Annotated in this window: 12 protein-coding genes and 1 pseudogene; 8 read left to right on the top strand and 5 right to left on the bottom strand. The window is 70.1% G+C overall.

Annotated elements, in window-relative coordinates; genetic code table 11:
- Positions 1–8: 8 nt before the first annotated feature.
- The gene (locus tag ACWCPY_RS08895) at positions 9–1103 is read left to right on the top strand and encodes a serine hydrolase domain-containing protein (protein WP_451263727.1); all 1095 of its coding nucleotides are present in this window, start codon (positions 9–11) and stop codon (positions 1101–1103) included.
- 61 nt (positions 1104–1164) lie between these two features.
- Here ACWCPY_RS08895 and ACWCPY_RS08900 read toward each other — a convergent pair whose 3' ends face one another.
- Positions 1165–2034: a LysR family transcriptional regulator gene (locus tag ACWCPY_RS08900; RefSeq protein WP_451263650.1), complete on the bottom strand. Its 870-nt coding sequence runs from the start codon at positions 2032–2034 to the stop codon at positions 1165–1167.
- A gap of 117 nt (positions 2035–2151) precedes the next feature.
- On the opposite strand from ACWCPY_RS08900, the gene ACWCPY_RS08905 reads away from it, so the two are divergent.
- Positions 2152–2751, top strand: a complete 600-nt coding sequence (locus ACWCPY_RS08905; RefSeq protein ID WP_451263651.1) for a short chain dehydrogenase — start codon at positions 2152–2154, stop codon at positions 2749–2751.
- Between the two features lie 44 nt (positions 2752–2795).
- Here the strand turns inward: ACWCPY_RS08905 and ACWCPY_RS08910 are convergent, their stop codons facing one another.
- Positions 2796–3440, bottom strand: a complete 645-nt coding sequence (locus ACWCPY_RS08910; RefSeq protein ID WP_451263652.1) for a hypothetical protein — start codon at positions 3438–3440, stop codon at positions 2796–2798.
- 347 nt (positions 3441–3787) lie between these two features.
- On the opposite strand from ACWCPY_RS08910, the gene ACWCPY_RS08915 reads away from it, so the two are divergent.
- Genes ACWCPY_RS08915 through ACWCPY_RS08925 form a run of 3 tightly spaced genes read left to right on the top strand, consistent with a single transcriptional unit; the run spans position 3788 to position 7796 of the window.
- Complete coding sequence (locus ACWCPY_RS08915; RefSeq protein ID WP_451263653.1) at positions 3788–4213, top strand: DUF6507 family protein; 426 nt, start codon at positions 3788–3790, stop codon at positions 4211–4213.
- On the top strand, positions 4210–6933 hold the full coding sequence (locus tag ACWCPY_RS08920) for a hypothetical protein (RefSeq protein WP_451263654.1): 2724 nt from the start codon (positions 4210–4212) through the stop codon (positions 6931–6933). The genes ACWCPY_RS08915 and ACWCPY_RS08920 overlap by 4 nt, the downstream gene beginning before the upstream one ends.
- Positions 6930–7796, top strand: coding sequence for an immunity 49 family protein (locus ACWCPY_RS08925; protein WP_451263655.1), 867 nt, complete (start codon positions 6930–6932; stop codon positions 7794–7796). The genes ACWCPY_RS08920 and ACWCPY_RS08925 overlap by 4 nt, the downstream gene beginning before the upstream one ends.
- A gap of 61 nt (positions 7797–7857) precedes the next feature.
- On the opposite strand, the pseudogene ACWCPY_RS08930 reads toward ACWCPY_RS08925, so the two are convergent.
- A pseudogene (locus ACWCPY_RS08930) lies at positions 7858–7988 on the bottom strand (DNA-binding response regulator); the annotation flags it as partial.
- Positions 7989–7999: 11 nt separating this feature from the next.
- Positions 8000–8977 (bottom strand): winged helix-turn-helix domain-containing protein, encoded by a 978-nt coding sequence (locus ACWCPY_RS08935; RefSeq protein ID WP_451263656.1) that lies wholly within the window; start codon positions 8975–8977, stop codon positions 8000–8002.
- A gap of 61 nt (positions 8978–9038) precedes the next feature.
- Between ACWCPY_RS08935 and ACWCPY_RS08940 the strand changes: the two genes are divergently transcribed.
- A complete protein-coding gene (locus ACWCPY_RS08940; protein WP_451263657.1) occupies positions 9039–10289 on the top strand; it encodes an MFS transporter in 1251 nt (416 codons plus the stop codon).
- Positions 10237–10821 carry an NUDIX hydrolase gene (locus ACWCPY_RS08945; RefSeq protein WP_451263658.1) on the top strand — a complete coding sequence of 195 codons (585 nt, stop codon included), beginning with the start codon at positions 10237–10239 and terminating at the stop codon, positions 10819–10821. Before ACWCPY_RS08940 ends, ACWCPY_RS08945 begins: the two co-directional genes overlap by 53 nt.
- Here the strand turns inward: ACWCPY_RS08945 and ACWCPY_RS08950 are convergent.
- Positions 10784–11431 carry a mycothiol-dependent nitroreductase Rv2466c family protein gene (locus ACWCPY_RS08950; RefSeq protein WP_451263659.1) on the bottom strand — a complete coding sequence of 216 codons (648 nt, stop codon included), beginning with the start codon at positions 11429–11431 and terminating at the stop codon, positions 10784–10786. The two genes, ACWCPY_RS08945 and ACWCPY_RS08950, sit on opposite strands and share 38 nt — an antisense overlap.
- A gap of 133 nt (positions 11432–11564) precedes the next feature.
- On the opposite strand from ACWCPY_RS08950, the gene pepN reads away from it, so the two are divergent.
- Positions 11565–14180 carry an aminopeptidase N gene (gene pepN, locus ACWCPY_RS08955; protein WP_451263660.1) on the top strand — a complete coding sequence of 872 codons (2616 nt, stop codon included), beginning with the start codon at positions 11565–11567 and terminating at the stop codon, positions 14178–14180.
- Positions 14181–14206: the final 26 nt, after the last annotated feature.

Below are 14206 nucleotides of genomic sequence, written 5' to 3' on the forward strand. Positions count from 1 at the left end.
GGCCCACGGTGGCGGTCGAGCGCGCCAGTGGCCAGTTGCCGGATCTGGATCCGCAGCTCCTGCAACGGGCACTCTCGAGTGCGCCTGACCGGGTCACAGGAGTACTTGCGCGGGTGAGCGGCCCGGACGGTCACTGGGTCGGCACGTACGGGACCGCCGACGTCGCGACCGGGGCGCCGGTCCCTCCAGACGGCAGGTTCCGCCTCGGCAGCGTCACCAAGACCTTCATCGCCACCGTGGTGCTGCAGCTCGCCTCCGAAGACCGCGTCGACCTCGATCAGCCCGTCCAGCGGTACCTGCCGAACGTACTGCCTGACAGCTACCCGCCGATCCCGGTTCGCACCCTGCTCAACTTCACCAGCAGCCTTCCCGAACTGACGCCGGACGACATCCCCACCACCCCGGACGGCATCGTCGAGCACCGCTTCGACGACCACCCGCTCGCGGAACTGATCACCAAGGCCGTTCAGCATGAGCGGCCGTTCGCCGTGCCCGGCTCCATGCAGGCGTACGGAGCCACCGGCTACTACGTCGCCGGGCTGCTCATCGAGAACGTCACGGGACACACCTACCAGCAGGAGATCAGCAACCGGATCCTGCGGCCGCTGCACCTGCGCGACACCACCGCCCCGGAGACCGACCCCACGATCCCGGGCCCTCACTCCCACGGCTACATTGCCGTGCCCCAGCCGGACGGCGGGACGCAACTGGTCGACATCACCGAACAGAACCCGGGCGCCGGGGGCATGATCTCCACCACGGCTGACCTCGACCGCTTCCTGACCGCCCTCTTCCGAGGACGACTCCTGCCACCGACCGAGCAAGCGGAACTCTTCACCGTCCCCAATGTCTCCTACCTCGACGGCAACGCCCACGACCCGGGTCACGGCCGCGCCCACTACAGCGCCGGACTGATGCGCGCGACCCTGTCCAACGGGGTGACCGTATGGGGCAAGACCGGCAGCACCTTCGGCTACACCGACGGCATGTTCACGACCCGTGACCTGCGTCGCCGCCTGGTGTACTCCTTCAACCCCACCAACGGCGGGGGAAATGATCTCGCCCTGGTCGACCGGATCCTCTCCGCGGCCTTCGCCTCATGAGGGGGAGCACAGCTCACGACCAGTGAGTCGGCAGCCAGGGTGATCTGCGCTGTCGGCTGGGCTAGCCGCCGCTCACCACGGCCCGGACCGCCGCGAGGAACTCCTCCGTCCGTGGATGCGTGGGGTGGGCGGGGCGGGCGAGGTAGACCGTGGCCGCAGGGGCGTCGGAGACCGGTACGAAGCGGACGCCCGGGTGGCCGTGGCTCTCCGCCGTGCCCGCCGCGCCCAGGCCGAACGCACCGCCGGCGGCGATGAGGTTCAGCCACTCGTCCACGTTGCCGACCTCGACCGTCCGGGCCGGGCGCTGCTCCGAGGGCCACAGGTCCGGCGAGGCGGTGCCGGTGTCCGGCCACAGGGCCAGCGGGAGGTCCTGGTCGGCGGTGAGCTCGGCCAGCAGCACCCGGTCCCGGCCCGCGAGCGGGTGGTCGTCGGGCAGGGTCGCGACCCGGTCCTCCGTGTAGAGGGCCTCGGTGCGGATGCGCGGGTCCGCGGGAACCGTGCGAACCACCGCCACGTCGGTGTCCCCGGTGGCGAGGCCCGCGGTGCTGTTGTCCTGCCGGACCACCTCCAGCGTGGTGTGTGGGTGCGTACGACGCCAGGACCGGAGCAGCGGGACGGTCTGCCGCCCGAGCACCGCGCAGGTGTAGCCGAGTCGCAGAGGGCGGGAAACCGCCCGGGTGTCCGCGAGGGCCGCGTCCAGGTGGGCGAGGATCGCCCGCCCGTGGCCGAGCAAGGTCGTCCCGGCGGCCGTGAGGGCGAGGTGTCGGGTGGAACGATCGACGAGCCGGACACCGACGCGTGCTTCCAACTGGACGAGCGTGCGGGAGAGCGCGGGCTGCGTCATGTGAAGCCGGGCCGCCGCGGCGGTGACGGTGCCCGCCTCGGCCACCGCGTTCAGAGCCCTGAGGTGGCGCAGTTCCACATCATCCATGCCTACGGAGCATAGTCCCTGACCAAACGGCATTTCCGGGCATGCGGGCGCGATCCGTAGCGTCGTGGATGCCCCGGTGGTTCCCGGGATTTCCCGACATGTGATGGACGGTGTGCTGTGAGGATTCTTCTGGTCGGCGCGGGCGGAACACTCGGCGGCGCGGTACGCCGGGCGCTCGCGGCCCGCGGGCACGAGGTGATCGGCGTGGGCCGTACGGGCGGAGACCTGGTGGCCGATGTCACCGACCCAAAGGCGGTGTCCCGGCTGTACACGGAAGCCGGTCCGCTGGACGCGGTCGCGATCGCGGCGGGCGACGCCGTGTTCAAGCCGCTGCGTGAGCTGACCGCCGACGATTTCGCGGCGACGTTCCGCGGCAAGGCGCTGAGTCAGGTGGAGTTGGTCCGCCAGGGCGCCCGGCACGTGGCCACGAACGGCTCGTTCACTCTGATCAGCGGGGTCCTCACCGAGGAGCCCATCGTGGCGGGAGCGGCCGCGTCCGCGGCGAACGGTGCGGTCGAGGCGTTCGTACGGGCCGCCGCGATCGAACTCCCGCCCCAGCGGATCAACGCGGTCAGCCCGACGGTGGTCGAGGAGTCCCTGCCCGCCTACGGGCCGTTCTTCTCCGGCATGGAGGCGGTCCCGGCAGCCCGTGTGGCGACGGCGTACGTCCGCTCGGTCGAGGGCGCGCAGACGGGCCGGATCTACAAGGTCCGCTAGCCGGTTCGCAGTTCAGAAGGCATGCGGGGCGCCGGCGGGGGCCGTCAGGTCGGCCCCTGCCCCGCCCGGTCGAGCAGAAGATCGACGGCCGCCTTCGCCTCCGTCACGGTCGCACCGGTCGCCTTGCGCCAGGTGCTGATCGCCCGGATGCGGTCGCCCGCCCGTGCGTGGGCGACGGCGAGCCTCGCGTGGAGCGGCTGGTCCGGCAACCGGGCAGGGATCGGGCGGCCGCGCGGCTCGCCGTGGCGGCCGCTGGGGTCGAGTTCGTCGAGTGAGGAGTGCAGCCCGTGGACCGGCACTCGTCCGGCCGGCTCGTCGTCGCGGACCGCCACGAGCTCCCAGCGGAACTCCTCGGGCCGGGACCCCTCGTGGTCCGTCCCGATGCCCAGCAGTCCGGGATCGTCGAGCAACTGGCAGACGTTGTAGAGGACTGCGTGCTGCACCTCCCGTACCACGTCGGTCAGATCGTCCGGGTCCACACCGCACGCCAGAACCCGCTGGAGCGCGCTTGTCCCGGGGCCGGCGGGATCGTTGCCCTGCTGGTCGCTCCTGAGCTCGGGTTCGAGCCAGGACGGGTGACCATCGGTGTAACCGTCCTCGTTGACGACCATGCTCCACAGCGTGGCGAGGAACGACTGGAGCGCCCGCGCCTGCCGGTCGTCAGAGTGGGAATCCTCGCGCTCGACCATCCGCCAACCCTGCCAGACGAGGCATTCGGGGATGCCCCCAACCCCAAGGTCGTGATCTGCGACCGGAATACAGGCCCCGTAACCCGCTCCGCCCTGGCGCCATACCTCCGCCAGCAAATCCGCCACGCAGATACGGACTCACGGAGCCGACCCCCAGCTCTCACACCAAGCGCATGTGGAAGCACGATCCTGGTCTCCCCATCAGGCACTGGCCACAGTTGGCCGATTGTTGATTTGCTGATTGCATCAGCGATGTTCGAGTTGATAAAGAAGAGCGTGCGAACGGTTGTTCAAACTTCCGGAACGTCCCTGACGTCGAGGGCAACCGGCAAGAGGGGGGGCTCTCCATGGTGGCGTGGGACATCAGACCGCAGGGTGTGCAGGGGCAGTTGAAGGTTGTCGGTACGCATGCCGGTGATCTGGAGAAGGCCCTGACGGCTTTGATGACGACGGTGTCGGAGGCGGCTCAGGCGGCGGGTACGGCGGTGCCGGGCCCGCAGGCGGTCACGCACCTTCAGGGGCCGGTGGCTCCGGGTCAGGCGCCGTTGTCCCGCCAGGCGATGGGGCCGGTGGCCGCGGCGCTGGGTGAGTATCTGGGTGAGCGCAAGAAGGACCTCAAGGCGGCGGCCGAGCGGATCGAGGCGTCCGTACTGGGTGTGGTCGAGGCCACCAACGCGTACTGCGAGGGTGATCTGGAGACGGCCCGGCACGCACAGGACGCGGCGAAGGCCGTACGTCTGGACGTCCTCAAGGGCATGCAGGGGCACCGGTGAGCGACACCGAGCCGGTCGACCCGGTGGGGATACCGGTCTTCACCGGTGACCTGGCCCTGCTCGACACGAAGGTGACGGCTCTGTCGGGCCACGGGGCCGCGATCGCGACGGCTGCCGGTGATGTGCACAGCAGCTTCGGCGGGCTGAGCGCCTTCTACAAGGCGCCCGAGGCGGAGCAGTTGTTCGCGACGACCGCTCCGGTGGCGGCGACCGGGCTGTCTCTGAGTTCGGACCTGTGCGTCATCGCCGGTGCACTGAGTACGTACTCGGACGATGCCTTCCCGCTGGTGGAGAAGCTCAAGGAGCTCAAGCGGGACGCGGTCGCCTTCCGGGTCAGGGCCGAAGGCGACGACAAGTGGCGCGAGGACGGTGACCTGGTCGAGGAGAACAACCGGCGCCGTGGCGAGATAGCCGAGGTCTGGACCGCCTTCCAGGAGGTGGAACGGGCCTGTCACGCCAAGATCGTCGCCCTGGTCGGCGGCAAGGCGCTGAAGACCGATGACGGCTCCGGCAAGAAGAGCACCTACGGGTACGACGCCGAGGCCCTCAAGCAGGCCGAGAGCCTGCCCTGGGGCGAGGCGGTCGAGGAGTCGACGCCCTGGTGGCAGGTGTGGGAGCACGCCTACGACTTCGGCAAGGGGTTCCTCGTCGACGGGGTCTGGGGCACTCTCAAGGGCCTGGGCACCCTGGTCGGTTTCGAGGGTGGGGACGCCGCGAAGGAGGCATGGACCGGTCTGGCCAAACTCGCCACCGGGCTCTCCCCCGCCGCGATGCTCGTCCTGCACGTCCTGCCCGGCGACCACTCCGCCTGGATACGCGACTCCCAGACCGCGGTGAAGGAGACCGGCAAGGCCCTGATCGCCTGGGACCAGTGGGGCAGCAACCCCTCCCGCGCCGCCGGAGCGGTCACCTTCAACGTCCTGACCACCGTCTTCACCGGCGGCACCGGCGGCGCCGCAGCAGGCGCGGGCAAAGCCGGCCTGGCCGCCAAGGCCCTCTCCCTCACCAGCAGGACCGCCCGTGCCGTGGACCCCATGACCTACGTCTTCAAGGGCGCAGGCGTCGGGCTGAGGAGGATCGGCGACGTCATGGCCGGCCTCAAGGGCCTGGGCCACGTCGAGTTCCCGCCCCTCCCCGACCACGTCATCACCCTCCCCGAAGGCACCCTCAGACTCCCCGACGGCACGCTCCACCTCCCCGAAGGCGCCGCCGTCCCCGAAGGCGTCACCACCCTCCCCGACGGCACCGTCAGACTCCCCGACAAAGCCGTGGCGCTCCCCGAAGGCACCGTCAGATCCCCCTTCGACGAGGGCGCTCCGTACCTGGACCGCGACGGCAACCTCTACAACGAGGACGGCTCCCTCGCCCAACGCGCCGACCAAGCCCACCGACAGCCCCGTGCACAGGCTTCGGAACCCATACGCGAACCGGCCCTGACCGGCGCAGGCGCTCGCACCGGCGACGACGCCATCCGTCTGGGCAACGACCTGGGCGACCTCGGCCGGCCCGGAAGCGACGCATCGGGCGGAAGTGCGGGCAACCATCTACCGGACAGCGGCCCCCACCACGCACCTGGCGGCGGCGTCGGCGACAACACACCCAGCAACCATCTGGACAGCAACGCCCCCAGCGGCAGATCAGGCGGAAACGGGCCTGCCCACCACACCGGGCCATCAGGCACAGGCCCCACCGTCGGCCACGACCTCACCACCGGCTCCGGCCACCCCGGCCCTCCGGCCACCGGTGGCCGCGGCGGCGGCACTCACATCGGCGACAGCGCGATCCCGCCGCAACGCCAGCCCGTGCCACGCCCCGGTTTCATGCGCGACGGCGCCAACCCCTATGGTCCTCGCGATTCACTCACCCGGGAGCAGATCGAGGAAATCCAGGTCCACCGCGCCAACGAAGAGCCGGGTTACTTCGAGCGTTACTACAGAAAAGACGGAACACGCATCAGGGTGGAGCGACACGACGCGAGCGGGTTCGCTCCGCCTCAGCTCACCCGTCTGTTGGATAGCGACCCGTGGATCCGCGCCAAGGACGTCCCTTCTCCCCCTACCCCTCACTACCTGGACGAGGGCTATATTTCTGTAAAAGCAGACACCCTCACAAGCAAGTTCAGATCAAAAATTCTGGAAGAGGCCGCACAGAAGCGCCATTTCGCCATCCAGTGGGACAACCTGGTAACAGACTGGAAGGCGGAAGCAACCAAGGCCCACGAAACTCACGGCACGTTCGAATCAGCCGGACTCCTGGGGGAAGCCAAGGGCACATACAAGGAATCCCATACCCAGATGGGACATGCCGCCGAAGAATTCGGAGAGACGGTGGCGGAGTACCATTACATGGCCGAGCAGCACCCGGGGTTCCAAAAAGAAGAACTTCTCGGCCCGAAGAGCGGGAACGATCAGTTCGATCAAGTATGGACACACGAAGACGGGCGTGTCGTTGTCATCGAGGCCAAGAGCAGCACGACGACAGAGCTCGGAAGAAGGACCCTGCCCAACGGTAAGCAAGTCTCCCAGGGAAGCCGCGAATATTTCCTTGACATTATCGAGAAAATGAAAGAGCGGGGCGAATACGAGACCGTGGAAGCCTTGGAAAAGGCAATCGAACATCGCAAGCTGGAGTATGTTGTCGTCAAAGGTACGAAAAATACCGGAACATACAATGGCTATCATTACAGGCGGTTCGACATCAGCAAGGAGACTCTTCGGTGACCGTAGCCTTTGCCCGACATGATATGCCTGACGGCCCCGATGCCGAGCGGTTCGCGGAGCGGACGGACGAGTACCTGTTCAAGAGCGTCGATCGTCTCGAAGCTTCGACGGAAGCGATCGACTCCGTACTCGGCACGGCTGCCCTTTCCCTGCGTGCCCACTGCGTCGTCGACCCGAGAGCGGCGGCGGTGGAGACATGGGAGGCCACGGTCAATGCCATGCAGCTGAGCTCGGCATTGTTCGCCGTGACAGGGATGGACGAAGGGACTGTCGAATGCCGCATCAACCGGAAGCTGCGGATTCTGCCGGCAGCTGCGGGTCCGCGGTCGTCCGCGGACGCGGGCAACTGGCTGACGGCCTTCTGGCTCGCCCTCATCTGCCGTGAGCAGCAACGAATGACGCAGTTGTGCGAGATCCCGCTGGAGCGGCTGCGCGCTCCGGAAGGGGCGTACGACGAGTACATCTACCACTGGGTCGACGCACTCCAGACCTACTGGCTGCGGCGCCCCGGCCTGGTGGAAAAGCTCACTGCCGCGCTCCAGATGTCGGACCCCTCAGTCGCACGGATCACTCCGCTCGATCTTCTCCAGGGGCAGCTCTATCCGCCGATCAATCTCTTCTACCACTTCGTCACCAGGGACACCGAAGGCTTCGCCCCCGCCCTGGTCGAAGCCCTGAAGCTGCACCAGGCGTACTGGACCCTGAACGAGGAACGGACCATCGACATCAAGGGCAGCATCGCCCTCGGGCCACTCGCCATCGCCTGCCTCGCATACGACGGAAAATTCCCCATCGGTGTCGAGTCCGATTACCTGCCCAAGCACCTTCTCCAGCACACCTGGCTCGGCGAATTCCCCACCTGAGCCCGGCCCGGCCCAAACGGAGCTGCCTACGGCCGGCCCTTCTCGCGCGCGATGCGGACCGGGTTCCCTGGGAGAGGTGGAGCGCGGCGGCGATCTCCGCGTGCGTAGAGCCGTGCGCAGCACGTCGCGTTCGCGGTCGGTGAGGGGGCTCGCTCCGTCGACGAGCGCCGCTGCCGCTTTGAAGGGGTGAACGGCCGCCCTCCTCAGCCGTCCCCCTGCGCCCCCACCAGCACGTCGCCCGCCTCCGTGCGGAAGTACAGGACCGAGCGGCCGGCTCTACGGCGGTCCGCCAGGCCCGCGTCCAGGAGGATCCTGAGGTGGCGGCCCACCGAGCCGAGGGCCTGGTCGGTCAGGGCTACCAGTTGGGTGGTGCTCTTCGGGCTGGAGAGGAGGACGAGGACCGACGCCCGCGCGGGGCCGAGCAGGCGGGAGAGGCTGTTCGGGACCCGGGCCCGGTCCGCGTCGGCCAGGGCGCCGGAGCAGGGGTAGACGAGCGCGTAGCGCTCGGCTGCGTCGTCCCAGGAGGCCCAGCCCGAGCGCTGGGTGACCGGCACGAACAGCAGCCGTACGCCGGAGAGTTGCTTCGGGGGATAGTCGTGCGCGTTGATCTGGAGACGGCTCCCGCCCAGCCACCGCATCCCCGGGCACAGACCGCCCAGGGCGGCCGCCCAGCCGCCCTGGCTCAGCTGGCCGGTCCGCGCGACGATGTCCGCCTCGATGATCCGGCGGCGGCGCGGCCAGTCCGGCAGGACGGTGTGCAGCCAGACCCAGTGCAGGACATCGGCGATCCGCCGGGCCAGGTCGTCGCGGTCCAGGAGCGGGGGGAGCGGGCCGCCGCCGAGCGAGAGCGTCAGGTCCGCCCGGGCGCGCTCGGGGGTGGTCGCCCGGACGGGGGCCAGCTCCTCCTCGAAGGTCGGGGCGCCCTCGCCCGTCGGTGTGGGGGTGATGAAGTCCGCGCTCCAGCTGCCGCCGAGCCCCGCCGGTACGAGAAGGGCCGCGACCGGGTCGGCGGCCTGCCGGGCGCGGTAGGCGGGCAGATGGGCGTCGAGCCAGGCCCGTTCGCCCGGGTGCTCGGGCCGGCCCCGCTCCAGGGAGTTCAGGGCGGAGACGGTCTCGGCGAGGGGTGAGACGACGAACCGGCTCCCCGCGAGCGTGTCCGTGTCGATCTGCCACATGCCCATGACGTTTCGCCTCCGCGCGAAACTTTAACGGTCGTCCCGGTCCGCCGCCGAGACTCCCCGGATGCGCACCTACCAGGACCTCTTCCGTACGCCGCAGTTCGGTCCGCTCTTCGCGACCAGCGCCGTCCAGGTCGCCGCGTCGACGACGAGCGGGCTGGCCCTCGGCACCCTCGTCTACGCCGCGACCGACTCGCCGCTCCTCGCCGCCCTGTCCATGTTCGGCTCCTCGCTCGCCCAGATGATCGGGGCGACCCTGCTGATGTCCGCGGCGGACCGGCTGCCGCCCCGGGCCGCGACGACCGGTCTGGCGCTCGCCTTCGCACTGACCACCGCCGTCCTCGCCGTGCCCGGGCTGCCGCTGCCGGTGGTCTTCGCGATCATCCTGGCCCAGGGGGTGGTCGCGGCCGTGGGCGGCGGGGTGCGGTACGGGCTGCTCAACGAGGTGCTGCCCAAGGACGGTTATCTGCTGGGGCGTTCCGTACTGAACATGTGCTCCGGCCTGATGCAGATCGGCGGGTTCGCGCTCGGCGGGCTGCTGGTGGCGACGTTCTCCGCGCGCGGCACGCTGCTGGTCGCCGCCGCCCTGTATCTGACGGGTGCGGCCGTCGCCCGGTTCGGGCTGGTGCGCAGGGCGCCGCGCGCCTCCGGCCGGCCGTCGGCCGCCGAGACCTGGCGGGTCAACGCCCTGCTGTGGTCTTCGGGCCCGCGCCGCCGGGTCTATCTCGCGCTCTGGGTGCCGAACGGACTGATCGTCGGCTGCGAGTCGCTCTTCGTCCCGTACGCCCCCGAGCAGGCCGGGCTCCTCTTCGCCTTCGCCGCGCTGGGGATGCTCATCGGGGACACCCTGGTGGGCCGGTTGTTCGCGCGGCAGTGGCGGGGACGGCTGGCCACTCCGATGCAACTGCTCCTGGCCGCCCCGTATCTGCTCTTCGTCATGCGCCCGGCGCTCCCCCTGGCGCTCGCCCTGGCGGTGCTCGCCTCGGTCGGGTTCTCGGCGAGTCTGCTGTTCCAGGAGCGGCTGATGGCCCTGGTCCCGGACGAGTTCACCGGTCAGGCGCTCGGCCTGCACTCCTCCGGGATGCTCACCATGCAGGGCGTCGCGGCGGCGCTGGCCGGCACCGTCGCCCAGTGGACCTCCCCCGCGACGGCGATGACCGTGATGGCGGCGGCCTCGATCACGGTCACCCTGGCCCTGACCGCGGCCGGGCGCCGTGCCGCGGGAGCAGTGGATAGCGTTGCACCCCATGGGACTTCGGGACATGGAGCTTCGGAAGCGGTGGACGTCACGGGTTCTGCTGATCGACGGGCATGACCGACTGCTGCTCTTGTGCGGCAGGGACCCGGGACGGGACGGTGCCCGCTGGTGGTTCACCGTCGGCGGCGGGGTCGAGGAGGGCGAGGACTATGTGCGGGCCGCGATGCGTGAGGTCCGGGAGGAGACCGCGCTGAGCCTGTCGGCCGACCGGATCGGGCCGGTGGTGTGGACCCGGCAAACGCTGTTCGGCGTGGACGGCCGGGGCTTCGACCAGTACGAGGAGTACCGCGTGGCCCGCGTCACCGCCGCCGAGGTGGCGGCGATGCGGGTGGAGACCGACGAGGCCCGGTACGGCCATCGCTGGTGGACGGTGGACGAACTGGCGACCACCCGGGAGACGGTCCGGCCGAAGGGGATGGGTGGGCTTCTTCCGGCGGTGCTCGGGCGGCAGGAACGCGGTCCGCGGCCCCCGCTGCATCTGGGAGATTTCGACGAGGACGAGGACGGTGCGGGCCCGGACAGCGGTCCGGACCCGCACCGCGCCCGGCAGGTCAGTCGAAGATCGGCCCCTGGGTCCGGGTCCGCTTGATCTCGTAGAAGCCGGGGATCGACGCCACCAGCAGCGTGCCGTCCCACAGCTTCGCCGCCTCCTCGCCCTTCGGGGCGGGGGTGACGACCGGGCCGAAGAAGGCGATCTGCTCGCCGTCCGCGCCCGGGACGGCGATGACCGGGGTGCCGACGTCCTGGCCGACCTTGTCGATGCCCTCCTTGTGGGAGGCGCGCAGCTCGGCGTCGTACACGTCCGAGTCGGCGAAGTCCGCCAGCTCGACGGGCAGGCCGACGTCCTGGAGCGCGCCCACGACCGCCTCGCGGGTGGGGCCCTCGCCCAGGTTGTGGAAGCGGGTGCCGAGCGCGGTGTACAGCGGGCCGACGACCTCGTCGCCGTGCTTCTGCTGGGCGGCGATGACCACGCGGACCGGGCCCCAGCCCTTCTCCAGCAGCTCGCGGTACTGCTCGGGCAGCTCGTCGATCCTGTCCTCGTTGAGGACGGACAGGCTCATCACGTGCCAGCGGACCTCGACGTCGCGGACCTTCTCCACCTCCAGCATCCAGCGGGAGGTCATCCAGGCCCAGGGGCAGAGCGGGTCGAACCAGAAGTCGACAGGGGTCTTGCCGGTCGCCGTGCTGTTCTCGGGCATCGTCTCTCCTCATAAGGGCGATCGCATCTGTGCGCAGAACGCCGCCGCAGGCGCCCGCCATTCCCGAGTTCCGGGCCGAGCAGCAGCATGGGAGGATCAAATCCATTCGAACGTGACACAAAGGAGTGTGCCCGTGCCCGGTGAGAACCTGTCCCGTGACGAGGCCCGCGTGAGGGCCGAGCTGCTGACCGTCGACGGATACGAGGTCGAGCTCGATCTGCGTTCCGCCGCCGGTGGGCCCGACGGGGACGGGGACGCCGCATCCGGTCCGCGCACCTTCCGCTCGGTGACCACGATCCGCTTCCGCAACGCGCGGGCCGGTGCCTCGACCTTCGCGGACCTGGTGGCACCCGCCGTGGACGCGGTGACGCTGAACGGGCAGCCGCTCGACCCCGCCGCGGTCTTCGACGGCACCCGGGTGGCGCTGGACGGGCTGCCCGAGGGCGAGAACGTCCTGGTCGTCGACGCGCAGTGCGCGTACAGCCGGACCGGCGAGGGCATGCACCGCTTCGTCGACCCGGAGGACGGCGAGGTCTACCTCTACACGCAGTACGAGCCGGCCGACGCGCGCCGCGTCTTCACCAACTTCGAGCAGCCCGACCTGAAGGCCCCCTACCGCTTCCAGGTGACGGCGCCGGAGGGCTGGACGGTGTGGAGCAACGGCGCCGAGGAGTCGCGGGAGGGCGGGGTCTGGCGGTTCGCCGAGACGAAGCCGATCTCCACGTACATCACGGCGGTCGTCGCCGGTCCGTACCACTACGTGACGGACTCCTACAGCCGTACGTTCGAGGACGGCACGACGCTGGAGATCCCGCTCGGCGCGATGTGCCGCAAGGGGCTCGCCCGGCACTTCGACGCGGACGACGTCTTCCTGATCACCAAGCAGGGCCTGGACTTCTTCCACGACAACTTCGACTACCCGTACCCGTTCGGGAAGTACGACCAGGCGTTCGTGCCGGAGTACAACCTCGGCGCGATGGAGAACCCGGGCTGTGTCACGTTCCGCGAGGAGTACATCTTCCGCGGCAAGGTGACGCAGGCCGCGTACGAGAGCCGGGCCAACGTCATCCTGCACGAGATGGCGCACATGTGGTTCGGCGACCTCGTCACCATGCAGTGGTGGGACGACCTGTGGCTGAAGGAGTCCTTCGCCGACTTCATGGGCGCGTTCTCCATGGTGGAGTCGACCCGCTTCGAGAACGGCTGGATCACCTTCGCCAACAACCGCAAGTCCTGGGCGTACCGCGCCGACCAGCTGCCGTCCACGCACCCGATCACGGCCGACATCCGTGACCTGGAGGACGCCAAGCTGAACTTCGACGGCATCACGTACGCCAAGGGCGCCTCGGTCCTGAAGCAGCTGGTGGCGTACGTGGGGCGGGAGGCGTTCCTGGAGGGCGCCCGGCGCTACTTCAAGAAGCACGCCTACGGCAACACTCAGCTGGGCGACCTGCTGTCGGTGCTGGCCGAGACGTCCGGGCGGGACATGACCGCCTGGTCGCGGTCGTGGCTGCAGACCGCGGGCGTCAACTCGCTGACCCCGGTCGTGACGTACGACGCGGCGGACCGGATCACGGAGCTGGCGGTCCTCCAGGAGGCGGCCGAGTCCCACCCGGAGCTGCGGCCGCACCGGGTCGCGGTCGGGCTGTACCGGCGCGCCGCCGACGGCGACCTGGTGCGCTACGCCCGCGCCGAGGTGGACGTGGCGGGGCCGCGCACGGTGGTCGGGGAGCTGGCGGGGGCCGAGCGGCCCGAGCTGATCCTGGTCAACGACGACGACCTCACGTACTGCAAGGTCCGCTTCGACGAGGTGTCGCTGGCCACGCTGCGGGAGCACCTGGGCGACATCACGGACCCCCTCGCCCGGGCGCTGTGCTGGTCGGCGCTGTGGAACCTGACCCGGGACGGGCTGATGCCCGCCCGTGACTTCGTCTCCCTCGTGCTGGCCTTCTCGGGCCGGGAGTCCGACATCGGTGTGCTCCAGATGCTGCACGCCTGGACCCGGACCGCGCTGGTGCAGTACGCGGCGCCCGGGTGGCGCGAGGAGGGCGGCCGGGCGCTGTCCGAGGGTGCGCTGCGGGAGCTTCGGGTCGCGGAGCCGGGCAGCGAGCACCAGCTGGCGTGGGCGCGGTTCTTCGCGTCGGCCGCCGACTCGGACACGGACTTCCAGCTGCTGACCGGGCTGCTGGACGGCTCGGCCAGGATCGACGGGCTCGACGTCGACCAGGAGCTGCGGTGGGCGTTCCTCTCCCCGCTGGCCTCGCACGGGGTGGCCGACGAGTCGGTGATCGACGCCGAACTGGCCCGCGACGACACGGCGTCCGGCAAGCGGCACCAGGTGCGGTGCCTGGCCTCGCGGCCCTCCGCGGCGGTCAAGGCGCAGGCCTGGGCGGCCGTCGTGGAGTCGGACGCGCTGTCCAACGCGCTGGTCGAGGCGACGATCTCGGGCTTCGCCCAGTCCTCGCAGCGGGAGCTGCTGGCGCCGTACACCGGCACGTACTTCGACGCGATCGAGCGGGTCTGGGCCGAGCGGTCGATCCAGATCGGGGTGATCGTGGTCAAGGGCCTGTTCCCGGCGCTCCAGGACGACCCGTCGACGCTGGCCGCGACGGACGCGTGGCTGGCCGCCCACGAGGACGCGGCGCCGGCGCTGCGGCGGCTGGTGCTGGAGGCCCGGGACGACCTGGCGCGGGCCCTGCGGGCGCAGGCGTGCGACACGGGCGCGGGTAAGGCCGCGGCGGGGATCTGACGGATGCGGGGCGGGGCGGGGCCGGT

This window comes from Streptomyces sp. NPDC002403 (assembly GCF_053593015.1).

What these genes read in the sequence shown, in the direction of transcription:
- ACWCPY_RS08950 (WP_451263659.1), bottom strand. Translation starts at nt 11,431, where the DNA reads ATGCCCGAGAACAGCACGGCGACCGGCAAGACCCCTGTCGACTTCTGG.
- ACWCPY_RS08945 (WP_451263658.1), top strand. Translation starts at nt 10,237, where the DNA reads ATGGAGCTTCGGAAGCGGTGGACGTCACGGGTTCTGCTGATCGACGGG.
- ACWCPY_RS08940 (WP_451263657.1), top strand. Translation starts at nt 9,039, where the DNA reads ATGCGCACCTACCAGGACCTCTTCCGTACGCCGCAGTTCGGTCCGCTC.
- ACWCPY_RS08900 (WP_451263650.1), bottom strand. Translation starts at nt 2,034, where the DNA reads ATGGATGATGTGGAACTGCGCCACCTCAGGGCTCTGAACGCGGTGGCC.
- ACWCPY_RS08915 (WP_451263653.1), top strand. Translation starts at nt 3,788, where the DNA reads ATGGTGGCGTGGGACATCAGACCGCAGGGTGTGCAGGGGCAGTTGAAG.
- ACWCPY_RS08935 (WP_451263656.1), bottom strand. Translation starts at nt 8,977, where the DNA reads ATGGGCATGTGGCAGATCGACACGGACACGCTCGCGGGGAGCCGGTTC.
- ACWCPY_RS08910 (WP_451263652.1), bottom strand. Translation starts at nt 3,440, where the DNA reads ATGGTCGAGCGCGAGGATTCCCACTCTGACGACCGGCAGGCGCGGGCG.